Origin of the sequence: Phycobacter azelaicus, from assembly GCF_014884385.1 — a bacterium.
Taxonomy (GTDB): Bacteria; Pseudomonadota; Alphaproteobacteria; order Rhodobacterales; family Rhodobacteraceae; genus Phycobacter; species Phycobacter azelaicus.
Genome location: NZ_WKFH01000003.1, coordinates 2,997,998 through 3,022,494, shown reverse-complemented (window position 1 = coordinate 3,022,494; position 24,497 = coordinate 2,997,998). Strand labels below are relative to the sequence as shown.

Annotated in this window: 18 protein-coding genes; 9 read left to right on the top strand and 9 right to left on the bottom strand. The window is 59.3% G+C overall.

The window, feature by feature from the left end:
- Nucleotides 1-38: 38 nt before the first annotated feature.
- From INS80_RS15605 to guaB, 3 genes are all read right to left on the bottom strand, one after another.
- On the bottom strand, nt 39-2,348 hold the full coding sequence (locus tag INS80_RS15605) for an ATP-binding protein (protein WP_192966511.1): 2,310 nt from the start codon (nt 2,346-2,348) through the stop codon (nt 39-41).
- A 96-nt stretch (nt 2,349-2,444) separates the two neighbouring features.
- Complete coding sequence (locus INS80_RS15600; RefSeq protein WP_192966510.1) at nt 2,445-3,620, bottom strand: RsmB/NOP family class I SAM-dependent RNA methyltransferase; 1,176 nt, start codon at nt 3,618-3,620, stop codon at nt 2,445-2,447.
- 37 nt (nt 3,621-3,657) lie between these two features.
- Nucleotides 3,658-5,106, bottom strand: coding sequence for an IMP dehydrogenase (gene guaB, locus INS80_RS15595; protein ID WP_192966509.1), 1,449 nt, complete (start codon nt 5,104-5,106; stop codon nt 3,658-3,660).
- Nucleotides 5,107-5,308: 202 nt separating this feature from the next.
- Here guaB and INS80_RS15590 point away from each other — a divergent pair, with 202 nt between their 5' ends.
- From INS80_RS15590 to INS80_RS15580, 3 genes are all read left to right on the top strand, one after another.
- Complete coding sequence (locus INS80_RS15590; RefSeq protein WP_192966508.1) at nt 5,309-6,457, top strand: CaiB/BaiF CoA transferase family protein; 1,149 nt, start codon at nt 5,309-5,311, stop codon at nt 6,455-6,457.
- A 156-nt stretch (nt 6,458-6,613) separates the two neighbouring features.
- A complete protein-coding gene (locus tag INS80_RS15585) occupies nt 6,614-8,662 on the top strand; it encodes an ASKHA domain-containing protein (RefSeq protein ID WP_192966507.1) in 2,049 nt (682 codons plus the stop codon).
- 1,033 nt (nt 8,663-9,695) lie between these two features.
- Nucleotides 9,696-10,877: a T6SS phospholipase effector Tle1-like catalytic domain-containing protein gene (locus INS80_RS15580; protein WP_192966506.1), complete on the top strand. Its 1,182-nt coding sequence runs from the start codon at nt 9,696-9,698 to the stop codon at nt 10,875-10,877.
- A 118-nt stretch (nt 10,878-10,995) separates the two neighbouring features.
- Here INS80_RS15580 and INS80_RS15575 read toward each other — a convergent pair whose 3' ends face one another.
- From INS80_RS15575 to INS80_RS15560, 4 genes are all read right to left on the bottom strand, one after another.
- Nucleotides 10,996-12,606 (bottom strand): PAS domain-containing sensor histidine kinase, encoded by a 1,611-nt coding sequence (locus INS80_RS15575; protein ID WP_192966505.1) that lies wholly within the window; start codon nt 12,604-12,606, stop codon nt 10,996-10,998.
- 290 nt (nt 12,607-12,896) lie between these two features.
- On the bottom strand, nt 12,897-13,958 hold the full coding sequence (locus tag INS80_RS15570; RefSeq protein ID WP_192966504.1) for a methyltetrahydrofolate cobalamin methyltransferase: 1,062 nt from the start codon (nt 13,956-13,958) through the stop codon (nt 12,897-12,899).
- Between the two features lie 3 nt (nt 13,959-13,961).
- On the bottom strand, nt 13,962-14,894 hold the full coding sequence (locus tag INS80_RS15565) for a methylenetetrahydrofolate reductase (RefSeq protein WP_192967306.1): 933 nt from the start codon (nt 14,892-14,894) through the stop codon (nt 13,962-13,964).
- 26 nt (nt 14,895-14,920) lie between these two features.
- Complete coding sequence (locus tag INS80_RS15560; protein ID WP_192966503.1) at nt 14,921-15,217, bottom strand: virulence factor; 297 nt, start codon at nt 15,215-15,217, stop codon at nt 14,921-14,923.
- Nucleotides 15,218-15,529: 312 nt separating this feature from the next.
- Here INS80_RS15560 and INS80_RS15555 point away from each other — a divergent pair, with 312 nt between their 5' ends.
- Both INS80_RS15555 and INS80_RS15550 read left to right on the top strand, forming a co-directional pair.
- Complete coding sequence (locus tag INS80_RS15555; protein ID WP_192966502.1) at nt 15,530-16,642, top strand: Ppx/GppA phosphatase family protein; 1,113 nt, start codon at nt 15,530-15,532, stop codon at nt 16,640-16,642.
- A gap of 96 nt (nt 16,643-16,738) precedes the next feature.
- A complete protein-coding gene (locus tag INS80_RS15550; protein WP_192966501.1) occupies nt 16,739-17,470 on the top strand; it encodes an RlmE family RNA methyltransferase in 732 nt (243 codons plus the stop codon).
- 21 nt (nt 17,471-17,491) lie between these two features.
- On the opposite strand, the gene INS80_RS15545 is transcribed toward INS80_RS15550, so the two are convergent.
- The gene (locus INS80_RS15545) at nt 17,492-17,659 is read right to left on the bottom strand and encodes a hypothetical protein (RefSeq protein WP_192966500.1); all 168 of its coding nucleotides are present in this window, start codon (nt 17,657-17,659) and stop codon (nt 17,492-17,494) included.
- Between the two features lie 120 nt (nt 17,660-17,779).
- Nucleotides 17,780-18,640, bottom strand: a complete 861-nt coding sequence (locus INS80_RS15540; RefSeq protein WP_192966499.1) for a YihY/virulence factor BrkB family protein — start codon at nt 18,638-18,640, stop codon at nt 17,780-17,782.
- Between the two features lie 151 nt (nt 18,641-18,791).
- On the opposite strand from INS80_RS15540, the gene cls reads away from it, so the two are divergent.
- The 4 genes from cls to INS80_RS15520 all read left to right on the top strand — a co-directional run bounded on the left by cls (nt 18,792) and on the right by INS80_RS15520 (nt 24,473).
- Complete coding sequence (cls, locus tag INS80_RS15535) at nt 18,792-20,243, top strand: cardiolipin synthase (RefSeq protein WP_192966498.1); 1,452 nt, start codon at nt 18,792-18,794, stop codon at nt 20,241-20,243.
- A gap of 78 nt (nt 20,244-20,321) precedes the next feature.
- Nucleotides 20,322-20,978 carry an ABC transporter ATP-binding protein gene (locus tag INS80_RS15530; RefSeq protein ID WP_192966497.1) on the top strand — a complete coding sequence of 219 codons (657 nt, stop codon included), beginning with the start codon at nt 20,322-20,324 and terminating at the stop codon, nt 20,976-20,978.
- The gene (locus tag INS80_RS15525) at nt 20,975-23,410 is read left to right on the top strand and encodes an ABC transporter permease (protein ID WP_192966496.1); all 2,436 of its coding nucleotides are present in this window, start codon (nt 20,975-20,977) and stop codon (nt 23,408-23,410) included. Before INS80_RS15530 ends, INS80_RS15525 begins: the two co-directional genes overlap by 4 nt.
- Nucleotides 23,400-24,473, top strand: coding sequence for a lipocalin-like domain-containing protein (locus INS80_RS15520; protein ID WP_192966495.1), 1,074 nt, complete (start codon nt 23,400-23,402; stop codon nt 24,471-24,473). Before INS80_RS15525 ends, INS80_RS15520 begins: the two co-directional genes overlap by 11 nt.
- The last annotated feature ends 24 nt before the right edge of the window (nt 24,474-24,497 follow it).

The window sequence follows — 24,497 nt, the reverse complement described above, 5'->3', positions numbered from 1 at the left end:
ACAGTTCCGCAGCGGTGTCCCCGTATCAGCAAAGCCGTTCAATGGAGCTGTGCATGAACCGTCTCTGTCAGCTGGCTCAGCGAGAAGGGCTTGGGCAGGAAGACCGAGTTCGGAACATCCGGTTCGGCATCTCCGAATGCGCCTTCGGCATAACCTGAAACGAATACTACGCGGGTATCGGGCCGCTCTTTCAGCGCTTCGCGCACCCAGCTTGGGCCATCCATACCCGGCATGACCACATCGGTCACAAAGACATCGACCTGAAGCCCCGGGTCTTCCAGAGTGCGCAGAGCATCCTCGGCCGACTCGGCCTCCAGTACCGTATAGCCACGCATGCGCAGGGCCCGTGAGGCAAAGGCACGAACCGGCGCCTCATCCTCTACCAGCAACACGACCCCTTCACCGTGTTGCGCGGTTGCATTGTCTTGCTTTGAAGGCGCTGTGGACACCGCCTCCGTGGCGTCGGCCTTGTGAACAGGGAAGAACAGCGTAAAACGGGTGCCCTGCTGTTTGACGGAGTCGATAAAAATGTAGCCCCCCGTCTGCTTGATGATGCCATACGCCGTGGAAAGGCCCAGGCCGGTCCCCTCGCCCGTTCGCTTTGTAGTGTAAAAGGGTTCGAACACTTTCTGGAGTTTATCCGGCTCGATCCCGACCCCCTCGTCGGACACCTTGATCGTTACCCAGTCTCCGGCAGGCACTGTGGCCCTGTCGCGCTCCAGCGGCTCCTTCAAGCTCACAGCTTCGGTTTCAACCCGGATTTCGCCCCCATTCGGCATGGCATCCCGTGCGTTCACAACGAGGTTCATCAAGACCTGTTCAAGCTGGCGCTTGTCCGCCCTGATCGACCGCATGACCGGGTCATGGCTCAGGGTGAGCGTCACCTTTTCGCCGACCAGACGATTCAAAAGATGAGTCAAATCAGACAGTGTATCGCGCACATCCAAGACTTCCGGCTGCAGCGTTTGCTTGCGTGAAAACGCCAGAAGCTGGCTGACAAGCGAGGCCGCCCGGTTGGCGTTCTCATGGATCTGGATCAGATCACCGTAATCCTGATCCCCCTGATCATGGCGGAGCAACAGCAGATCGCAGTGGCCAGAAATTGCGGTCAACAGATTATTGAAGTCATGAGCGTCGCCGCCGGCAAGCTGGCCGATCGCCTGCATTTTTTGGCTTTGAACGAATTGCGCTTCCAGCGTCTTGAGCTCGGTCGCATCGTTCAGGACCGCAATCAGGACCGGGACCCCATCCTCAAAGGTTCGGGTCAGCGTCACCTGGACAAAAACCTCCTTGTCACGGCGCGAGAGCCGCAGGAATTCGGATTTGTTGGAGGCAAGACCGTCCGCCGTATCGCGCAGCCAGTCAGACATCGGCCGTCCAAGCCCTTCCATCAACTGTCCGATTTTGAGATCATCGCGCGGCTCAACACCCAATAGTCGAACCGCCATCTTGTTGAGCGAAAGAATGTCTCCCGATGGCGCCACCTTGAGGAAGGGAACAGGCATGTTCTCGAAGCCAGCGTTCGAAGAACCGAGACCGGCGGCATCCACCTCCATCATGTAAAGCTCTCGGCGTCCTTGCGTGCTGTTCCTTTCCGTCACCAGCACTTCGACCGGGCCGGACTTGGTGACTATGGTATTGACCTGACCCGAACTGACGGGAAGGGCGCTGAACAGCCGCTCGGTGGATTTGACCCGCTCTCCGATAAGTTTCCGCGCCGCCTCATTCATGAACAGAACGGCACCCGACCGCCCAACCGTGATCATCGGAATCGGAACCGCCTCAGCCCCCCGGCCGGAGCCGCTGCGTTCGGCGATATCCTCGACGCGCCACAGGAAGCTTCCCCCTTGCATCTGATGCACGGCGAGGCGCACATGGCCGCGCCGTGTGACGATATCCTCGCGCGCCGAGCCTACCTTGGCCGCTTGACTTTGCAGACGGAACAGCACCGCCGAGGGATTGGCCAGCACCGAACGCAGCGTTCCCGCGAGTGTTTCCCGCTTCGCGTCTTCGAACCGTTTCAGCGAGGCATTGTTGCAGGCATGAATCCGTCCTTCATCGTCGGTGACAAACGTCGGAGTTGCGTCCTTTTCGATAAAACCGGTCAACAGATCCGCTGCCATGGCCCGCGCATTGAGCCGGACACGCGCCTGCACAACCATCAACAGAGCCACCGCCACCAGAGTCAGCGAGACAGCCATCAGGCCACGGGCCACCCAATCGGGAACGGCGATCAGCCAGGGTGACACCAGCAGCACAAAAGCCAGCAGACCAACGACAGCAAGGCGCTTTTGTTCTGGGGATGCGACCCGCAATGAAGGAACGAAGGAAGTAGGACGACCTGTCATTGCGGCTCCGTAAAAAGGGACAAGATGCCGCCAATACGCAGCGATCAAGGTTAAGGCGACGTTAATGACACTCCGCCCTGTTACGATCGATACTTATCAATCCGGCTTCGTTCGCGTCAACAGAGCAACATAGAAGCCATCAGTGCCGTCCTGAACCCGCCACGCGCGTTCACACAGCAACTTCCATTCAGGCGAACGCGCAAGAAACCTCTCAACCTGAGTGTGATTCTCTTCGTCGAGCATAGAGCAGGTTGCATAGGCAAGCATCCCATCCGGGGCCACAAGCGACGTGACCTTATCCAATATGCTAGACTGAATGGCGCGGATCTCATCCAGCCGCTCCCGCGTGAGACGCCATTTTCCTTCTGGCGCGCGCCGCCAGGATCCCGATCCGGAACAGGGCGCATCGCATAGAACCAGATCATAGGGCGCCGCCTGAGCAACCTCACCCGTAGACAGGCATTTGACCGACAGCCCCGCTCGCGCAGCCCGGTCGGGCAGATCCTTCATCCTGCCCGGGTCGATGTCATATGCCGCGAGTTTCAGATCCGCCCGCGCGCCCATCGCAAGGCTCTTGCCCCCACCGCCCGCGCAGTAGTCCAGCACCTTCATGCCATCAGACAGGGGCAATAGGTCGACAACGGCCTGACTGGCAGCATCCTGCAACTCCACGAGACCATTTTTGTAGGCCTTCGCGTTACGCAGTTTGCGCGCGCCCTCCTTAACCTCCAGCGCCGTAGGAGAAGCTGAATGAGGCTCGGCGGCAATGCCGTCCTCAGCCAAAGCAGCGATGGCCTGATCGCTGCTCGCCTTGCGGAGGTTGACACGCAGGTGAACGGGCGCACGGCTTCGCAATCCCGCCGCTGCAGCGGGTGCATCGTCTCCGAGACTGCTTTCAAAGGCGGGCCACAGCCAGTCGGGGACATCCAGCTCTTCCGCGAGACTGGCAAAAGGGCGCGAATCAGCGCGCTCTGCTTCGCTCAACGGCGCCGGTGCATGCCCTTCACCGGAGAACAGCGCATCAGGATTTGTCCCTGCCTCACGCAGCATACCAAGCACGAGGCCCCGCCCCGTCATGCTGCCGCCCAGAACGGCAAAGGATCGCATCGCACGCAGGCACGCAAACACATGGTCGCGCACGGCAGCGCGGTCTTTTGACCCTGCAAAGCGGCTACGCCGGGCCCAGCCCGTCAGTGCTTTTTCTGCCGGGCTGCCCTCGATCACCTGATCCAGGATTTCAATCGCCGCCTGCAGGCGGGCGGCAGGGGTCATGCCCCTGCCCCGAAGCGGAGAGCGGCCCCCATCAGGGTCACCCGATCCGGTAGTTCGGGCTCTCGCGGGTGATCTGCACGTCGTGGACGTGGCTTTCCTTGAGGCCCGCGCCGGTGATCTTCACGAAGTTGCAGTTGTGGCGCATCGCCTCAACGGTGGCGCAACCGGTGTAACCCATGGCAGCCCGCAGGCCACCAACAAGCTGATGAATGACGGCACTGGCGGAACCCTTGTAGGGCACCTGCCCTTCGATCCCTTCCGGCACCAGCTTGTCGCTGGCCGCATCTTTCTGAAAATAACGATCGGCAGAGCCGCGCGCCATGGCGCCCAGGGACCCCATGCCGCGATAGGATTTGAACGAACGACCCTGATAGAGGATCACCTCGCCAGGGCTTTCATCCGTGCCCGCGATCATCGACCCGACCATCGCACAGGAGGCACCAGCGGCAATAGCCTTGGCAAAATCGCCCGAGAACTTGATGCCCCCATCAGCGATGACCGGCGTATCCCCCGCCGCGCCCGCGCAGTCCATGATGGCGGTCAGCTGCGGCACGCCAACACCCGCGACCATACGCGTTGTGCAGATGGACCCCGGCCCGATGCCAACCTTGACCGCATCGGCTCCCGCATCGATCAGCGCGCGGGTTGCTTCGGCGGTGGCGACGTTGCCCGCAATGACCTGCACCTCGTTGGACAGGGCCTTGATGCGTTTGACTGCTTGGATAACACCAGCCGAGTGCCCGTGGGCGGTATCAACGACAACGATGTCAACGCCCGCATCGATCAGCGCCTCCGAGCGCTCAAAGCCGGAATCGCCAACCGAGCTGGCCGCTGCAACGCGCAAACGGCCCAGATCGTCCTTGCAGGCAGTGGGGTTCAGAACCGCCTGCTCGGTATCCTTCAGGGTCAAAAGACCGGTCAGCTTGCCATTCTTGTCGGTGATCAGGAGCTTTTCGATCCGGCGCGACTTCATCAGGGATTTCGCCTCTTCGCGGTCTGCCGGCTCTTGCAGGATCGCGAGGTTGTCCGAGGTCATCATCACCGAAACCGGCGTCTTGTCATCGCTGGCAAAGCGCATATCGCGGTTGGTGACGATTCCGACCACACGGCCCTTGCTGTCGACGACGGGGAAACCTGTCACGCGGTAGCGTTCCTGCAACGCCTTGGCATCCGCAAGGGTCTGATCCGAGGTCAAAGTGATTGGATTGTAGACGATCCCGCTTTCAAAGCGCTTTACCCGGCGCACCTGACGCGCCTGTTCTGCCACATCGAGGTTCTTGTGGATGACCCCCATCCCGCCGGCCTGGGCCATGGCAATCGCCATGCGATCCTCGGTGACGGTGTCCATCGCCGAACTCAGAAGCGGAATATTGAGCGAGATCGACCGCGTCACGCGGGTGCGCGTATCCGCTGTGCTTGGCAGCACTTCGGACGCCCCCGGAACCAGAAGAACATCATCAAAGGTGAGAGCCTCACGAATCTGCATTTGTCATCCCCATGCAAAACCCCGTTTGGCGGTGACCCTATTGCACAGAAGCGCGGAAGGGAAAAGAGGCCCCGGCAATAATTCCGCGTAGATTGAAAATTGGCGTCTGATCTGCGTCAAGGTACGATTGAAATGCCACTGTCACACAGCACGCATATCGAAATCACATTTTCGCGCGCAAACAATCAAAGGACCCACGCCCATGTCCGGACCTCTTGCAGGCGTAACCGTCGTAGATCTCACCCATGTGCTGGCAGGGCCCTATGCCTCGATGATCCTGTCGGATCTTGGCGCCAAGGTGATCAAGGTCGAACGCCCCGGCATTGGCGATGACACCCGGAGCTTTCCACCCTTCAAGAACGGGCACAGCGCCTACTTTGCGACCATCAACCACGGCAAGCAAAGCATCGCGCTGGACCTCAAGTCCAAGGATGACCGTGCGATTTTCGACCGCCTGCTGGCGCGGGCGGATGTGCTTCTTGAGAATTACCGCCCCGGTGTGATGGAGCGGCTGGGCTATGCCTGGGAGGATCTCCATGCCCGCTTTCCCCGGCTAATCTACGGGGCGGTTTCAGGTTTTGGACATACCGGCCCGGACGCCCTGAAGCCGGCTTATGACATGGTGGTTCAAGCGCGCGGTGGGGTTATGTCGATCACCGGTGAGAAAGACCGTGAACCGGTGCGCGTTGGAGCCTCGATCGGGGATATCGTCGCAGGCATGTATCTGGTGCAAGGCATACTTGCTGCCCTGATTGATCTTGAGAAGACCGAAACAGGGCAAAAGGTCGATGTGGCCATGCTCGACAGCCAACTTGCCCTGCTGGAACATGCCATCGCCATCACCTCGGTCACAGGAGAGCCGCCGCGCCCCTCTGGTGCGCGCCATCCCTCGATCACCCCGTTTGAGACATTCCATGCCAGCGACGGGTTGTTCGTCATTGCCGCCGGGAACGATACGCTTTTTGCAATACTCTGCGAGGCCCTTCGGCTTCCACTGGCCGATGATCCCCGCTTTGCCACCAACCCCGAGCGCTGCACCCACGCACGCCTGTTGAAACGACTGATCGAGGCCGTGACAATAGACAAGCCAGCGGCGCACTGGATCGAGCTTCTTACGGCCGCAGGCATTCCCACCGGTCCAATTCAAAACGTGGCCGAGGTTTTGCAGGACCCACAGCTTTTGGCGCGCAACATGGTGGTTGATGTTCTCGATGAATCCGGTGCTCCGGCCTACACGGCCGCCGGAAACCCGATCAAGATGTCTGCCCTTGAAGATCCCGCGACCCGTGCCCCGGCACCGACATTGGACGGAGACCGGCAGGCCATTCTGGACTGGCTTGACCGATCTTAATGCTCCGGGTGAGTTGCCACTTCCGAGAACCGGCATTTTCGATGTGTCTTTTCAAAAAATGCCGGTGCCGACCCGCAAAATGACGCGGGCCGCCTTTTCCTTGGGCAAAAAGATCTTATGCTCCGCTGAAACAGCGCACTCAGTGAAGGCACAGGCATGGCTGACGATCCTCTTGTTGTGTTTACCCCCTCCGGCAAACGCGGGCGGTTTCCGGTTGGAACTCCGGTTCTGACCGCCGCGCGCCAGCTGGGCGTGGATCTTGATTCCGTCTGCGGCGGGCGGGGCATTTGCTCAAAATGCCAAATCACGCCCTCTTACGGCGAGTTCTCTAAATTCGGCGTGACGGTTGAAGAAGATGCGTTAAGCCCCTGGAACAAGGTGGAACAGCGCTACAAGGACAAACGTGGCCTCATTGACGGGCGGCGCCTTGGCTGTCAGGCCCAGATCGAGGGCGATGTGGTCATCGATGTCCCGCCGGAAAGCCAGGTCCATCGACAGGTCGTCCGAAAACGGGCCGAAGCGCGTGATATCGTCATGAACCCCTCGACCCGGCTGTTTTATGTCGAGGTTGAAGAACCGGACATGCACAAACCATCTGGTGATCTGGAACGTCTGGTCGAGGCGTTACGCGTACAGTGGGAAATCGAGAACGCCCAGTGTGATCTGCATATCCTGCAGGCCATGCAGCCGATTTTGCGCAAAGGCAACTGGAAAGTCACGGTTGCGGTTCACTTGGGGGACGAGACCACGCCGCCCCGCATTATGCACATCTGGCCGGGTCTCTACGAAGGCAGTCTTTATGGGCTGGCGGTTGACCTTGGCTCGACCACCATCGCAGCGCACCTGTGCGAACTGAAAACCGGCGAAGTCGTCGCCTCTTCCGGTATTATGAACCCACAAATCCGGTTTGGAGAAGACCTGATGAGCCGGGTGAGCTACGCAATGATGAACAAGGGCGGCGATCAGGAAATGACCCGCGCCGTCCGTGAAGGGATGCGGCAGCTTTTTACCCAGATCGCTGAGGAAGCACAGGTCGACCGTGAGTTGATCGTAGATGCGGTCTTTGTCTGTAACCCTGTGATGCATCATCTTTTTCTGGGCGTAGATCCGTTCGAACTTGGTCAGGCGCCTTTTGCCCTGGCCACATCGAATGCTCTGTCCCTCAAGGCCAGCGAGCTGGATCTCAACATTCACCCGGCGGCCCGCGTCTACCTGTTACCTTGTATCGCAGGTCATGTGGGGGCCGACGCCGCCGCTGTTGCGCTCTCCGAAGCACCCGACAAATCCGAGGATCTGGTGCTGGTGGTCGATGTGGGCACCAATGCGGAAATCCTGCTCGGCAACAAAGAAAAGGTGCTTGCCTGTTCCTCCCCCACCGGCCCAGCGTTCGAGGGCGCGCAGATCTCCAGCGGTCAGCGCGCCGCGCCAGGCGCCATCGAGCGGGTCGAGATCAACCCCGTCACAAAAGAGCCGCGTTTTCGCGTCATCGGATCGGATCTCTGGTCGGATGATCCGGGGTTTGAAGCCGAGGTTGCCACCACCGGGATCACCGGCATCTGTGGCTCTGGTATCATCGAAGCGATTGCCGAAATGCGCCTTGCGGGTGTTCTGGATGCCTCGGGCCTCATTGGTTCGGCCGAGCAGACGGGATCGTCGCGCTGTATTCAGGACGGGCGCACCAACGCCTATGTGCTCTGGGATGGGTCCGCCGATGGCGGGCCGACCATTACCGTCACCAACCCCGACATCCGTGCAATCCAGATGGCCAAGGCAGCCCTCTATTCCGGTGCGCGGCTACTGATGGACAAATTCGGCGCCGATACTGTGGACCGCGTGGTTCTGGCCGGGGCCTTTGGTGCGCATATCTCGGCCAAACACGCGATGGTGCTGGGCATGATCCCCGATTGTCCGCTTGAAAAGGTCACCAGCGCGGGCAACGCCGCAGGCACCGGCGCGCGGATTGCGCTACTCAACACAGAGGCCCGCCGCGAGATCGAGGAAACGGTGCGAGCAATCGAGAAAGTAGAAACCGCCGTCGAGCCGCGGTTTCAGGAGCATTTCGTCAATGCCTCCGCGATACCGAATTCCGCCGAACCCTTCCCGATCCTGGAAAGCGTGGTCGCACTGCCCGATGTCGACTTCAACACCGGCGGCGGCGATGGCACCGCAGAGGGCGGTCGCAGGCGCAGACGGCGGCGCGGCTAAAGGGCCCCCCGCGCATGCGCATGGCGGGCGCGGGTATTCAATCGAAGACCTAAACAGCCGGTCGATCAAACTAATGATTGGTGCGCCCAACGGCGCGCTACTTAATCGGCGTGTAGGTTCCTACGCCTGAAACTCTATCCAGCTGATCGAATGAAACAACCATCTGGTACCTCGAAACAAACTCTACTCCAGATATTGTGCTAAACAGAGATGGATTGATCGACCGATATTTTTCCATATTCCACCAGCCCGTTATCTGAGACACGGGCATCCTCGCACGCGGTGGGGTGTGTTTTTTGGGGAACGTTCGATTTTGACCCGAAAACCTAAATTCGTGATAGCGCAGCCACGACTCTATCAATTCGACTTATCCGAGGCTCGAGAATATTCGAAACGCACAGACCTCTGCACCAGCACCAGTCCCCACGCGCGCCCAATCAATCTGTAGGAGGTTTGGATCCTCACTTTTAGCTTCTTCGCTCGTCAAACATGATCTTGCATCAGGGTATTTCCATATTGCCCAGCGGAACTGTGACCAACGCGGGTGTTCTGAGGTCATCACCACGCCTAGGAACAAGAAAGGGTCAGACTTTTGAGTAGAAAGGTGCTGGTATTCGATGGTGCAGCTATTGTTCGCAGCGCATTCCATGGCTGATTGGGCCGCTACAGGTGGCGTTGCAAAAGCGATCCCAAAGAGAAGTATCAGACGCTTCAGGGGTGTTTTCTGCAACCTTTGAGCCAAAGTATCGTTCGATTTCAATTTCCACTTTCTCCGGAATAAACACGGGATCAATACAGCCCCCCCAAATAGCAATCTGTTTTCGCAAGAGCCACAAATCTGCGGCAACACAACAACCCCACGCAGCTCTGCAATACCAGAAGCGCGCGGTAACCCCAGCCCTTCCATCCTGTGATCACCGCGTCGACGAGGCGCGGCGGCGGTCCCCGAGGGCCGAGTGAAAATCAACCGATGATTGCACCCCTGTGGGTTTAAGGCTAGGCTTTTCGATAGGAATTTCCGGGAAGTCGTTTCATGTCACGCAAATTGATTATCTGCCTTGATGGCACCGGCAATGAAGTCGAAAAGAACGAAAGCAACATTCTGCGGCTTTATAAGTGTCTGAAGCATGACGAAAACCAGCTAATCTACTACGAACCCGGTGTGGGTACGCTATCGACCCGCCCGTTTGCGCGCACCCTTTTTGCCCGAACCCGCCTGGCAATGGGGCTGGCCTTTGGCCTTGGCCTGCATGCCAACGTTCTGCATGCCTATTCCTTTCTGTGCGAGAACTACCGTGAGGGCGACAAGCTCTATTTCTTTGGCTATTCGCGCGGTGCCTATACGGCGCGGGTACTGGCAGGGTTTATCAATGATTTTGGCCTCGTTGCCCCGCATGAGCTGCACCTGATCGGCCCTGTCTTTCGCGCCTGGCGAAAGCTCCGCCAAGACGGCCCGCACGAGCAATTTGCACCTTTGCGCATCTCTGAGCAGTTCTTCCATATCCGTCGCGTGCCAATCCGGTTTCTGGGCCTCTGGGACACGGTCAGTTCCATGATACGCTTCAAGATCGGCGGGGGTAGCCTGATCGAATTTGGCACCCATTCCAGTGTCGATGAGAACCCATCGGTCAAAGCCGTGCGCCACGTTCTGTCAATCGATGAGACCCGGCGGTTCTTTCGTCATCAGCTATGGGCAGAAGGGCGAAACTACTATGGCAACCGGTTCAAAACCCGAAAGGATCCACCACAGCAGGATGTCAAGCAGGTCTGGTTTCCCGGCACGCACACCGACATGGCAGGCAGCGTCCCCGAGCCGGAGGCAGGCCTGTCAAAGATCACGATGGAGTGGATGCGCGCCGAGCTTGACGGCCTCGGCGTCGACAGCCTCGTGTTTCGCGAAACCTTTTACAATCGCTATGTGCGGGGTCAGGAGGACAAGGTCACCGAGCGGATGCAGCTCAATATCTCCAAGCCCTGCGCAAAGTCAGAAATCCACAGCCAAATGAAGTTGACCAAGGGTTGGCCCATTCTTGAGATCTTTCCAGGCCTCACCTCTCGCAGCACCTGGCCCAACCAAAAGGGCTGGCTTGGCTACTACATTCCTTTGGGACAGTATCGTCATATTCCAGAGAATGCCGTGATTGACCCCTCTTTTTTTGAACGCCGCGAGGATCCCGTGCTGGGGTACGACCCACCCAACCTGCGCGGGCGATAACTGTGCGTGAGGAAATGACGCTCTAAGCCTCTCCAACGACACAGAGCGCTATCGGGAGGTGGCCAGTTGCACGGTCATCACCGTGATGCGCCCGTGTGCACGGCGACGGCTGCGCCCCTCACTCGAGCGACCTCAGATACTCCAAAAGTTCTTTTTTGCGAAAAGGCTTACTCAGGAAGCCGTTCATTCCAACCTCCTGACAGGCCCTTTCATCACTCTTTCGCGCGTTTGCTGTCAGGGCAACGATCCTGCAAGGCGGGCGGCCGCTGTTCTGTTCGTGGCGGCGGATCCTGCGGGCCGCTTCAAGGCCACCCATTATAGGCATCGACAGATCCATCAAGATCAGATCAAAATCCGAAGTGACATAGGTATCCACCGCATCGGAGCCGTTTTCCACCAATGTGACCTCCACCCCCATCTTGCCAAGCATCCTGTCGACAACCATTTGATTGGTCTTGTTGTCCTCCGCCACCAGCACACGTTTTCCATGCAGCGGTTGCGCCGTGGCAAAGGCGGCTTCGGCGGAGATTGGCGGCCCTTCGGTGCCAAATTTCGACGGGGAAACAAGTGATGCATTGGCGCGGTATGAGGCGTCGCTATCCGCACACGGGGCGAAATCCAGAGAAATGGAAAACCGGGCGCCTTGGCCAACTTCGGAGGACACGGTTATCTTCCCCCCCATGCGTTCAACAAGCGCCTGTGTGATAGCAAGGCCCAGCCCGGTTCCTTGCTCAAGGGCCTTTGGTGCATTTGATGCTTGCTCATACGCGGCGAAAATCTTTCGCAGCTTGCTTTCTTCTATGCCGCAACCGGTGTCGCTTACAGTGAGACCCAGCGCCGCACCAGCCGCCCCGGCATCATAGGAAACAGATATCGACACGCTCCCCTCGTCAGTGAACTTGATCGCGTTTCCGATCACATTCAGCAGGATCTGGCGGGTCTTGCTGACATCCCCAACAAACACCGAAGGAACCGTTTCAGGATAATCGACCTCAAAATCCAACCCCTTGAAAGAGGTCTTGGCCGAGAACAGCGTCACGAGTTCATCCACAAGATCGCGAAGCGAAAACGCTTCATAGTTCAAAGAGACCTTGTCCGCATTGATTTGTGAAAAGTCCAAAACCTCATTGACGATTTTGAGCAAGGCTTGTGTCGAACTGATGATCGTATCTGCGAGAAGGTTCTGCTCCTCATTGAGACCTGTTTCCTTCAGCAACTCGCAGATCCCCAGGACACCGTTCATGGGGGTTCGGATTTCATGGCTCATTTCGGCCAGGAACCTTTCTTTTGCCTGGTTCGCTTCTTCGGCCTTTTGCTTCGCAATCCTGGTGAGTTCCAACGCAACGTCGCGCTCGCGCTCCGAGGTGATATCCAACGATGAGCCAACCAAATAGATGAGCTGCCCTGCCACGTTGAAGACAGGCGTCATCGTGGTGCGAATGTGGCGGGTCTTGTGTACGGCTGGGAGGTCAATTTCATAGGTGGTTTCCTGCCCAGAACGCACCACTTCCATATGTTTGGCCAGTGCGCGTTCCCCGGTTGATCCTCCGAAGATTTCCAGAGCCGTTTTGCCGAACCATCCTTCCGCAGGCAGCTTTGTGATAGAACGGGAGCGTTCGTTCATCGCCACATACCTGGGGATCCCATCATCGCCGACCTCCAAGACGATAACCGCCATGCCCACAGCATCCAAAAGCGTGTAGATGTCTGCGTTTTGAAGTCGTTTCACTCGATACCATCCCTAACAACAAGACAACACGCCCTCCAAGATCGGCGGCACTGGTTCCATAATAGTAAATTTTGCTGGGTCATTTTAAGCAGCACCCGAAGAAACAGGCCCCGGTACGCGCCTAGCGTGATATCGTCGCCACCAACCTAACCGTGACGCGAAATCAGCGTCCCGCCAGCGCAATACAATCGTGATTTCAGCGCCAAGGAAGAGCCTTTACCACCCCACGAATAGAAAACAAGAAAAGGCCGGAACTAAATTCCGGCCCATTCACAGTCCCATGGTACAGATCAGGCGCGGCGGCGGCGCCCCCCGGCGCGTCCACCGCGACCGCGACCTTCCTCCCCGGCTTTCGCCGGGGCCTTGTTCGCCGCGATCCAGGCGCCGCCGTGCGGATCGTTGTTGGTCAGAAGGTTGGCAGCGCGGATCGCCTCCATCTCCTTGCCTGGGCGCGGCTTGGTGGAACCAAGGCCAAAGAGGGTAACAAAGGTCTCGTCGTCCATGCCTTCGGGCAAGATGATGCCAGCAGCCGTCACCTGTTCCTTCTTCTCGGCAATCGCCTTTTGCGTCACCGGCAAGGCAACCGGGTTCATGATGGCCGAGGTCATGCCAGCCCCCATCGCCATGGGCAGGAAGGCGTTGTTGATGCCGTGGCGGTTGGGCAGTCCAAAGGAAATGTTGGACGCGCCGCAGGTGGTATTGACGCCCAGTTCCTCGCGCAGGCGGCGCACCAGGGCAAAGACCTGCTGACCCGCCGTCGCCATCGCGCCGATAGGCATCACCAACGGGTCGACCACGATGTCATGGGCGGGGATGCCGAAGTCAGCGGCGCGCTCCACGATTTTCTTGGCGACGGCAAAGCGCACGTCGGGGTCTTCGGAAATCCCGGTATCGTCGTTCGAGATCGCCACCACGGGCACGTTGTACTTCTTCACGAGCGGCAGCACCAGCTCGAGCCGTTCTTCTTCGCCGGTCACCGAATTCAGTAGCGGGCGACCTTCAGCAGCGGCCAACCCGGCTTCCAGCGCCTCCGGCACGGAGGAGTCGATGCACAGCGGCACATCGGTCAGCCCCTGCACCAGCTCGATGATCTTAGTCATCAGCGGAGGTTCAGTCTCGTTCGGGTTTGGGTTGGAGTTGTAGACAACACCCGCATTGATATCGAGGATATCCGCCCCTGCTGCGACCTGGGCCAGAGCGTCCTTCTCAACGGTGGAGAAATCCCCCGCTTCGAGCTCCGCTGCCAGCTTCTTGCGCCCCGTAGGATTGATCCGCTCCCCGATGACGCAGAATGGCTCGTCAAAGCCAAGGACAGCGGTTTTTGTTTTTGATTCTACGACAGTACGGGTCATGTCTTATCCTTGGGAGTTGACCGGCTGCGCCGAGGCGCCGCCGTTGTTGATAGCCCAGGTGGCATTTGTCTTGATGCCGCCCAGAGGGAAGAAGTGGACGTTTGTGATGTTGAAATCCGGGTTGGCGGCCTTGTGGGCGGCCAGTTCAGCGATCACGTCCGTCGGCTCGTAAGGAAGCAGCAGCTTGGAGACATCCATCGCCCGCTTCTGCAGCACCTTAAGGGACGGGCCAACGCCGCAGGCGATAGCGAATTTAATCAGGGTCTGCAGCTTGGCTGGACCTGCGATCCCGATGTGGATCGGCAGGTCGACACCGGCCTCTTTCAACCCGTCGGCCCAGGCAATGATCGGCTTAGCGTCAAAGGCAAACTGGGTGGCCAGCGCCATCTTGGCATCGGTGCGCTCTGAGAATTTCTGTTTCCAGAGAACCGCCTCCATCACGTTCTTCACGGATCCGTCAGGATCAATGTCTTTGTTGCCCTCGGGATGCCCCGCCACATGCAGATTGGTGAAACCGGCCTTGTCGAACAGCCCGGTTTCCAGCAGTTGCATCGAGCTGTCAAACGCACCGTGCGGCTCGGCCACGCCGCCCGCCAGCAACAGCGCCTGTTTTACATCCGCTTCGCCCTGATAGCGCGCAATCCAGTCAGCCAGCGTCGCTTCGTCCTTGATGATGCGCGCCGGGAAATGCGGCATCACAGGGTAGCCTTCGGCGTTGAGCCGCTTGGCGGTCTCGACCATGTCTTCGATGGGGGTGCCTTCGATGTGGGCGATGTAGACACGAGTGCCAGCGGGCAAAAGATCGCGGAAATCTTCTACCTTCGAAGCCGTGCGCGGCATCACCTCGATCGAATAATCATCGAGGAAGGCCTCAACCTCTGGGTTCACCGGCTGCGAGCTGTTAGCCTCGCGTTTCTTGAAGTTCAACAAAGCCATCGCGGCCTCCCATAGTGCTGTCAGGCTCATGCCCATCCATCATTGGCGATCAAGGCCTTGAGGCGATCCTGATCGTATTCTTGTTCCAGACGGGTGGCTTCGGCTTCGGCAACATCCTTTGGATCGCCTTCGACCTGGAAGGGAGCCGCCTTGCGCCATTCCGCCAGATAGGCGTCCGCATCCTTGGCATTGACCTTCATGGCCGCACGGTCAATCGCCTGCTCAAACCGCTCTTCGAGCTGGCGTTTGGCACCGCGGCGCCCTTTCCCGACGATAACCTGCGCCGGAATATCGCGCCAGTAAACGATGGTGACGTCCGGCATGTCGGCTCCTTCCATTCCGTCTGTTCTCTTGCGTTTCTACGGCGGCTACGCGGATCGCGGGCGCCGGATTTCGACAACACTTGGGGTGTGAGCGACCTTTTGCTCCGCCTTTGGTTACAATTTTTGCATGCACAAGGCCACCGACAGACGTCCTCATAATTCTCATCAACCTTATGAGCCGTCTGCATGGGGCGGAGGTTGAAGTTTTCCTCTGGCAGGCCCGGCAAATTACAATTGCCACGCACTGCCACTTGCGCAGGCGGATTTCGGCGCATATTCTAAGGTTAACACGATAATCGGAGGGCGTGACTCATGGCGCCCAGGCGTTCCAAAGGTGCGGGCGCGTTTCCCAAAGCGGTAGAAACCCCTGTACCAGCCCGTCCGGATCCGGATGCGCTTTATGCTGCATTGGATCTTGGCACAAATAGCTGCCGCATGCTGATTGCCCAGCCCAAGGGCAGCGGCTTTCATGTGGTGGACAGTTTTTCCAAGTCGGTTCAACTGGGAACCGGACTTGAACGGACGGGGCGTTTGTCCCGCTCCTCCATGGCGCGCACCATTCAGGCGCTGCGGATCTGTCAGCAGAAACTCAAGCGCAACAAAGTGAAGCGCATGCGGCTGGTCACGACCGAGGCCTGCCGCCGCGCCAAGAATGCTCGTGAGTTCATCCACCAGGTCAAACGGGAAACCGGCCTCACCCTTGAAATCATCCAACCCGAGGAGGAAGCCCGTCTTGCGGTGATCTCCTGCGCGCCGCTGGTCTCGACCAAGACCGAACAGCTGTTGGTCGTGGACATCGGCGGCGGATCGACCGAGCTGGTGTGGATCGACATCTCATCGGTGCCGCGTCGGGACCGTCCGTCGGCCATCATGCGGCTGCACGCAGGCTTCCACCCGCCCGAAAGCCCCTTTCCCGCCGCCAAAGTTGTGGATTGGATCTCGGTTCCCCTGGGGGTCGCGACCTTGCGGGATCAATTCAACGATGTTGAGGATGACGCCGCTCGTTTTGCTCTTATGAGTTGGTTTTTCGAAGAACACCTCGCCGATTTCGCCCCGTACAAGGACGAGCAGACCCGCGAGGGCTTTCAGATTGTCGGCACATCCGGGACCGTGACGACTGTTGCCGCGTCTCATCTGGGACTGAAGCGCTATGACCGCACCAAGGTCGATGGCCTCAGGATGACCAGCGATCAGATCGACAAGGTGATCCGGGGGTATCTGGAGCTTGGTCCGCAAGGGCGGCGCAGCGATCCGCGCATCGGCGAGGACCGGCAGGCGCTGATCATGTCCGGCGCGGCGATCCTGCAGGCTCTTTTGCGGTGCTGGCCCACTGACCGGCTATCGGTCGCCGACCGAGGCCTGCGCGAAGGACTGCTCTATGCGCAGATGAGCGCGGACGGCGTTCTCGAAGACGGGCCTTTCTGAGCTCCCTACCCCGACATCCAGAGATTTGAGTTTTCCCTTCGGATCTGTCATGGAGCGCCGAAGCAGACTGCAGTATTGGCAACGATGGTATCTACGATGGCAAAGACCCCTTCTGGCAAAGGCCCAACCGGCAAGAACACCTCGGGCCGCGGTCAGCGTGATCTCAAGGTCAAGGTCAAGACCGCGCGCGGGCGCAAATTGTCCTCGACCCGCTGGTTGCAGCGACAGCTCAATGACCCATACGTCAAACGCGCTCAGGCCGAAGGCTATAGGGGCCGCGCCGCTTATAAGATCATGGAGCTCGATGACAAGTTTCGCTTCCTGGTGCCCGGCGCTCGCGTCGTCGATCTTGGCTGCGCACCAGGGGGCTGGGCACAGGTGGCCGTCAAGCGGATCAATGCGCTCGGCGAAAAACAGGGCAAGGCGGTGGGCCGCATCATCGGGGTGGATCTGCAAGAGGTGGAACCGCTGGCGGGGGCGGAGTTCCATCAGCTTGATTTCATGGATGAAGGAGCCGACGACCAGGTCAAGGAATGGCTCGGCGGCATGGCGGATGTTGTAATGTCGGACATGGCCGCCGCCAGTTCCGGGCACAAGCAGACCGACCATTTGAAGATCATGGCCCTGTGCGAGGCGGCCGCCTATTTTGCTTTCGATGTACTTGAACAGGGTGGCACATTCGTGGCCAAGGTGTTGGCGGGTGGCGCCGAAGGGGACCTTCAGAAGCTTCTCAAGCAGAAGTTCACCAAGGTTGCCAATGTAAAGCCGCCCTCATCACGCTCGGACAGCTCTGAAAAATTCGTGATCGCTACAGGTTTTCGCGGCTGAGAGCGCTCTTCAGATCGTAAATCAGGCCAGTGGCTTGTGCGTGGCGCTGAAGGACATCAGGGCCACCTCGCGCCAATGGGCGGAATCTAGGCGCTCACCGTCGCACTGACGGGAAATCAACAGGGATTTCTCGCCAGTCTGAACCTCGGCACGCTTCACTCCAAAAATCCGTTCCAACAGCTTGCGCATCTTGCCTCTCCTCATTTCTTGAGTTGAGATCAGGCTATGCAGCCAATGCGCCTAGCCGATGACCAAATTGAGGCAAACGCGCCATATTGTTTCGTTTTGTCGAACAATAGGGGGCGCCTGTCAGCGCCTGTCGCGCTCTATAGCCATCAGCGCGCCGTTCAGTTCAGCGCCCAGAATCAGGATGGCGGCGTTGACATAAAGAAAGATCATTGCGGCCATGGCCCCGGCAAGCCCCGCGTAAGTCGCTGAATATTGGGCGAATGAGCCAACATAAACCGCAAAACCGAAGCCTGCAGCCCACCAAAGAACCAGGGTAACGACCACGCCTGGCAGAATCTGAGAGAGCCGGTGGCGTTGGCCCGGGAGCAAGAGGTGACACAGCAGCACCGCAACAAGCGGCACCAGGACCAGTAATCCCCCGCGCAAGCCCTGCTCCCAGCCTGCACCAACCACCGGGTAGGGCAGCAGATCCGCAATGTAGCGCAGGTACAGGGGCAGGATCACTTCGAACAGAGCGGTCGCCATCACACCGATCCCGCCGGCAATCACAAGCCCCAGACAGATCAGCCGCGCCTTCCAAAAGGGGCGCTTGTCTGTATCTCCATAGGCATTGACCATGGCAATGCGCACCGCATCGACACCGTTCGAAGCGAAGTAGAGCGTCAGAATACCCCCAAATGTCGCAAGGCTGGTGCTGGAAGTTTCAAGCACAGCATAGACTTCGCGCAGGATCGGGCCCGATACCTCCTCAGGCCAGCTGCCAAATACGGGATTCAGCAGATCGGCGATTGCAACATTCTGACCCAAAACGGATGCAAGGGCGCCAGACAAGGCAACCGTGAACAGGATAAAGGGAAAGAGCGCCAACATCATAGACATGGCGATATGGCTGCTCATCACCCAGCCATTCTTGCGGCCAAAGGCCGACAGGGCCCGGAGGGTCGCCCGCAAAATGAACCTCGGATGTGATGACGCTACCATAGCTCGAACCTTCCACAAGCAAGACCAATTTGCGAGAGCCTTTGCACGCCGTTTTCGTGCAAAGCCAGCTAATGCTCTAAATTTCTCGGCAGCGGCGGCGTAGTGGCACGTCAAAGCGACTGGCGGAAGGCATCGCATCCCGCCATACTGGATGGCGAGGGAAGAAATAATCGGGACTGAATCGGTGACATTTTGGGTCGTTGTCAGTTCGGCAGCCATCATCATGATGTGGGTGCTTGCCGCCCTCGGGGCACTGAACGCCGCGCGCACGGCACGTACACCCCAAGGAGCCATAGGCTGGGTCGTATTTCTTCTGGCCTCCCCGTTGATTGCCCTGCCCGCCTATATGCTTTTTGGACATCACCGGTTCGAGCGCTATCGCGCCGCACGCCAGGCCACACATCGCGCGGTCAAGGATCTGCAGGCCATGGCCGATGTCCGCGCCCGCGGGCCGGTGACAACATCCATTCCCGCATCTCCCTTTGAGGCGGTTTCCGGGCTGAAGGTCTGCGATGGCAATGACTTTGAACTCCTGATCAATGGCAAAGCCGCCTTTGACGCCATGATAAAGGCCATCGATGAGGCCGAGGAATACGTCCTAATCCATTTCTATATCGTGCGGGACGACGATCTTGGACGCCGACTTCAACGGCACCTGATAAAGGCCGCTCAGCGGGGGGTCACGGTCTGGTTCATGGCCGATGCAATCGGCAGCCACCGCCTGACGCGGAGCTATCTGCGCAATCTAGAGGCAGCGGGTATCAATCTCGTGGATCGTCGCTCGCAGCGCGGGCCAAAGCACCGCTTCACACTCAATTTCAGAAACCACCGCAAGACCGTCATCGCTGACGGGCGTATCGCCTTTACGGGCGGGCTCAACGTCGGTGACGAATACATCCGCCCAACCAAGGCCTTTGGCGATTGGCGTGACACACATATCAAACTGCTCGGCCCCATGGTTCAGCAGTTGCAGCTCACCTATGCGCAGGATTGGCACTGGCTGACCGAAGAGCCAATTTTGGACCTGCTCGACTGGACCCCCACCCCGGCAAAGGCGAACCGTGCCGCCCTGATTGTGCCCACAGGACCGGGAGACACCACCGAGAACGGTTCGATGATGTTCTTTTCCGCCATCTCAGCAGCAAAAACCAGGGTCTGGATCGCCTCGCCCTATTTTGTTCCCGATCTCGATGTGGTGGCCGCACTGAAACACGCCGCTTTGCGCGGTGTGGATGTACGCATTCTAGTGCCAGACGTCGTTGACCACTATCTGCCATGGCTCGCCTCTTTTGCCTATTTTGACGATCTGCGCGGCGTTGGTGTCAATGTGCTCCAGTATTCTGGCGGCTTCATGCATCAGAAGGTGTTTGTGGTTGATGATACCCTGGCCGCCGTAGGCACCACCAACATGGACAACAGATCCTTCCGGCTGAATTTTGAAACCATGGCACTGTTTTTCGATTCCGACGCAGCTGCCGCCGTGGCTGCCATGCTCGAAGAAGATTTCGAGCGCTCCCGGCAGATTCATCTCGGCCTAGATGATCATCGTCTTTGCATTCGTCTTTTTGCACCGGTTGCAAGGCTTATGGCTCCTGTCCTTTGAGCGCAGCGTTTTTCCTGTTCGCCGCGACAAAGCCCGCTAGATGTCTGATGACACATGAACGACCCAAAGAGCCTCCAAATGGTCCTGCAAATCCGTGACGTCACAAAAAGCTATCCCGCGCGTGCTGGAAAGAGCCCCGTCTTGCAGGGGGTGTCCCTGTCGCTCACGCCCGGCGAAAGTCTTGCCCTGACCGGCGACAGCGGCTCGGGCAAGAGTACGTTGTTGCATCTCGCGGCTGCGCTTGAGGGCTTTGACAGCGGCGAAATCACGATTGGTGACACACACCTTTCGACGCTGGGAGAGGCAGGGCGCGCCCGCCTGCGCCAAAGCCAGGTTTCAATCGTGTTTCAGCAGTTCAACCTGATCCCATCGCTCAGTGTGGAGAGTAATCTCTCCCTCCATGCCCGCATTGCCCAGCGTCGCGATGCAGCCTGGGAGCAGCGCCTCGTGGATCAGCTGGGTTTGTCGGATCTCCTCCATCGGTTTCCGGATCAGTTGTCGGGCGGGCAGCAGCAGCGGGTCGCCATCGGTCGGGCCATGGCCTTGCGCCCTGCCCTCCTGCTGGCAGATGAGCCAACCGGAAACCTGGACGAGGGCGCCAGTGACGCGGTGATGGGATTGATGCTGGATCTTCTGAAGGAAAGCCGCGCCGCGCTGTTCCTTGTCACCCATTCAGAGACCATCGCGGCGCGGCTGGATGGGCGCCTCCATCTGCGCCAGGGGCGCGTTTCATGATCAGGGCTGCCTTCCTGACGCTGCTGTCTCATTGGCGGCGTCATCCCTTGCAACTGGTGGCCATTCTTGTGGGACTGGCGCTGTCTACCGGGCTTTGGTCGGCGGTTCAGGCCATCAACGCCGAGGCGCGTGCTTCCTACGCCCGGGCGGCCGCGCAATTGGGCCAGACCCAGGCAGACCATCTGATGCCCCGCGCAGGCCGCCAGATCACTGTAAGCGACTACATCGCCTTGCGGCGAGCCGGCTGGCTAGTGGCCCCGGTGCTGGAAGGGCGTGTTCGGTTTGGCTCGCAAGGCTACGATCTGATGGGGATCGACCTCCTCAACCCGCCTCCCCTGGCCCTGATGGAGGCAACGCCCGTGACAACAGATGAGAGCGGCGACGCGGATGTCTCCGTCACGCTTCTGCCGCCCGGCCAAATCTTTCTCCATTCCGACACGGCAGCCACCATCGATCCCGAGTCAGATGTTCCCCCTATCGTCACCTCGCCGGATATTCCGCGCGGCACGGTGATCGCCGACATAGCCTTGGCCAGCCGCCTACTTGAAACGCCAGACCGTCTAACACGGCTGGTCATCCTTCCTGATCAACCCGTGAAACGCGGACCATTGGCCGATGTGGCGCCTCACCTTGTGCGGATTGCAGCAGATGAGGCCGGTACCGCAACCGAACGCCTCACCGATAGCTTTCATCTGAACCTCACCGCATTTGGTCTTTTATCCTTTGCCGTGGGGCTGTTCATCGTTCAGGGCAGCGTGGCACTTGGCATGGAGCAGCGGCGCGGTCTCTTTCGCACGCTGCGCAGCCTGGGCGTACCGATGCCGACCCTTATGGCATTGCTCGCGGCCGAGCTGGTGTTGATGGCGTTCGTGGCCGGAACGCTCGGTCTGATTTTGGGCTATGGGATTGCGGCCGCACTGCTTCCGGACGTGAGCGCGACCCTGACGGGGCTGTATGGTGCGAGCGTGGACGGTAGCCTGACTCTGCGTCCAGCCTGGATTCTGTCAGGTCTTGCGATGGCGCTGGGCGGCGCTGCGCTAGCCGCCGCGCGCGCGTTCTATGCGCTTTGGTCGATGCCAATTCTGACCGCCCCAGCGGCCGGAGGGCGGATCATGCGCGCGGAGCGCAGTTTTGCCTTTCTGGCCATGGTGGGTGCGGCCATGATCCTTGGCGCGGTGCTAATAGTCTGGCAATTCGATGGCCTTTTGGCCGGTTTCCTGTTTCTGGGCGGGTTCATGCTGGGGGCCGCTCTGCTTCTGCCGCTGAGCCTTGCCCTGCTCCTGCGCCTTGGAGCGAGAACCGCCAAAGGTCCGGTGGCAGAGTGGCTCTGGGCCGACACCCGGGCACAACTTCCCGGTCTCTCTCTGGCGCTTATGGCCCTGATGCTTGCGCTAGCGGCCAACGTTGGAGTTGGGACCATGGTCTCGAGCTTTCGGCTGACCTTTGTGGGCTGGCTCGACCAGCGCCTCGCAGCAGAGATCTATGTGACCGTGGACACCGACGAACAAGGCGCCGCACTCACGGAGTGGATAGCGCAACGTGACGGCGCCCGCGCCTTGCCGATCCGTTGGCATGACATAATCCATCAAGAGGCACCGCTGCGGATCTACGGCATCCTCGACGATAGAACCTACCGCGACAACTGGCCGATCCTGTCCTCCATTGACGGGGTCTGGGACAGCCTTGCAGAGGGGCGCAGCATACTGATCAACGAACAGCTTGCGCGCAAGCATGGCTATGTCCCAGGTGATACCCTGCAGCTGTCCAACAATTGGCAAATGACAATCGCGGGCATCTACTCCGATTATGGCAATCCCAACGGTCAGGCGATCCTATCACTGCCCCTGTTGCTGCAGCGCGCCGATAACGTCCCAAACCGACAATTCGGTCTTCGGCTCCCGCAGGACGAAGTGGCAGCACTTATCCAGGAGATCCGCACTCGGTACGACCTGCCGCCGGAACGGGTGGCCGATCAATCCACGATCAAAGCACAGTCCCTATCCATATTTGACCGCACCTTTGTCATCACCGATGCACTGAATGTGCTGACCCTAGGCGTTGCCGCTTTTGCGATGTTGACGAGCCTCCTGACGTTGTGGGGACAGCGCCTGCCCCAGCTTGCGCCCGTCTGGGCTATGGGCATCACCCGCAGACAACTTGCCCGGCTCGACATGCTGCGCAGCCTCTTGCTGGCGGCTCTCACGGCCTGTCTTGCCCTGCCACTGGGACTGGCGCTGGCCTGGACGCTATTGGCGGTTATCAACGTGGAGGCATTTGGCTGGCGCCTCCCGATGTACCTCTTCCCCACAGATTGGGCGCGCCTCTTTGTCTTTGCCCTTTTGGCAGCCGCACTTGCCGCCCTTCTGCCCGCGCGAAGGCTTGCCAGGCTATCCCCCTCCGAACTGTTGAAGGTCTTTGCCAATGAACGATAGGGGATCTTTCATACGCATCTTGCTTTGCTGTCTTGCCGTGCTTGCGCCTGCGGCCAGCACATCAGCACAGGGGTTTGCAGGCCTTGGGACCGAGGCCGTCGGCTTTGCCATTCCCGAAAAGGGCGCAGAACTGAGCTTTCCGCGCGATCATGGACCGCACCCTGCCTATCGCATTGAATGGTGGTATCTGACCGCGAACCTGAAAGGCGAAGACGGGCGCGACTACGGCGTTCAGTGGACGCTGTTCCGCTCGGCCCTCGCGCCTGAAGAACAATCCGGCTGGGGCAGCCCCCAGATCTGGATGGGACATGCGGGCCTGACCACTGAAAATGCGCACTATTTCGCAGAGCGGCTCGCCCGTGGCGGGATCGGGCAGGCAGGCGTCATTGCGACACCCTTTGCGGCCTGGATCGACGACTGGGAGATGACAGGCGCGGGTTCGGGGATCGATGCGTTGACCCTGACCGCCAGCGCGCCCGAATTTTCCTATGCGCTGGATCTTGAGGCACAAGGGCCGCTGGTTTTGCACGGCGACAAGGGCTACTCTGTAAAATCCCAAAGCGGTCAGGCAAGTTACTACTACTCACAGCCACGCTATGGGGTCAGCGGCACGCTGACACTGCCCTCTGGTCCGGTTGCTGTTACCGGGCAGGCTTGGCTTGACCGGGAATGGTCCAGCCAGCCGCTCGATGAAGACCAGAGCGGCTGGGACTGGTTTTCGCTCTCCTTTGACAGCGGTGAAAAGCTGATGGGCTTCGTGCTGCGCGGCGCCGACCGGGATTTCACATCAGGCACCTGGATCGCAACAGATGGTACAGCGACGGCGCTGGAACCCGGTCAGTTTGCCGCCACGCCTTTGGAAAACAGTATCGTCGAGGGGCGTTCTGTGCCGACCCGATGGCATGTCAACCTGCCCGAGCGCGATCTTTCAGTTACCGTAGATGCAGTCTATCCACACGCTTGGATGGGAACCTCTTTCCCTTATTGGGAAGGCCCGGTGCGCATCAATGGCAGCCACAGCGGCATGGGATATCTGGAAATGACCGGCTACGAGCCGGACTAGGAAAAGGGCGCCGATAAAGGCGCC

Coding starts and splice junctions, on each gene's coding strand:
- INS80_RS15605 (WP_192966511.1), bottom strand. CDS start 2,348: ATGACAGGTCGTCCTACTTCCTTCGTTCCTTCATTGCGGGTCGCATCC.
- INS80_RS15600 (WP_192966510.1), bottom strand. CDS start 3,620: ATGACCCCTGCCGCCCGCCTGCAGGCGGCGATTGAAATCCTGGATCAG.
- guaB (WP_192966509.1), bottom strand. CDS start 5,106: ATGCAGATTCGTGAGGCTCTCACCTTTGATGATGTTCTTCTGGTTCCG.
- INS80_RS15590 (WP_192966508.1), top strand. CDS start 5,309: ATGTCCGGACCTCTTGCAGGCGTAACCGTCGTAGATCTCACCCATGTG.
- INS80_RS15585 (WP_192966507.1), top strand. CDS start 6,614: ATGGCTGACGATCCTCTTGTTGTGTTTACCCCCTCCGGCAAACGCGGG.
- INS80_RS15580 (WP_192966506.1), top strand. CDS start 9,696: ATGTCACGCAAATTGATTATCTGCCTTGATGGCACCGGCAATGAAGTC.
- INS80_RS15570 (WP_192966504.1), bottom strand. CDS start 13,958: ATGACCCGTACTGTCGTAGAATCAAAAACAAAAACCGCTGTCCTTGGC.
- INS80_RS15565 (WP_192967306.1), bottom strand. CDS start 14,894: ATGGCTTTGTTGAACTTCAAGAAACGCGAGGCTAACAGCTCGCAGCCG.
- INS80_RS15560 (WP_192966503.1), bottom strand. CDS start 15,217: ATGCCGGACGTCACCATCGTTTACTGGCGCGATATTCCGGCGCAGGTT.
- INS80_RS15555 (WP_192966502.1), top strand. CDS start 15,530: ATGGCGCCCAGGCGTTCCAAAGGTGCGGGCGCGTTTCCCAAAGCGGTA.
- INS80_RS15550 (WP_192966501.1), top strand. CDS start 16,739: ATGGCAAAGACCCCTTCTGGCAAAGGCCCAACCGGCAAGAACACCTCG.
- INS80_RS15545 (WP_192966500.1), bottom strand. CDS start 17,659: ATGCGCAAGCTGTTGGAACGGATTTTTGGAGTGAAGCGTGCCGAGGTT.
- INS80_RS15540 (WP_192966499.1), bottom strand. CDS start 18,640: ATGGTAGCGTCATCACATCCGAGGTTCATTTTGCGGGCGACCCTCCGG.
- cls (WP_192966498.1), top strand. CDS start 18,792: ATGGCGAGGGAAGAAATAATCGGGACTGAATCGGTGACATTTTGGGTC.
- INS80_RS15530 (WP_192966497.1), top strand. CDS start 20,322: ATGGTCCTGCAAATCCGTGACGTCACAAAAAGCTATCCCGCGCGTGCT.
- INS80_RS15525 (WP_192966496.1), top strand. CDS start 20,975: ATGATCAGGGCTGCCTTCCTGACGCTGCTGTCTCATTGGCGGCGTCAT.
- INS80_RS15520 (WP_192966495.1), top strand. CDS start 23,400: ATGAACGATAGGGGATCTTTCATACGCATCTTGCTTTGCTGTCTTGCC.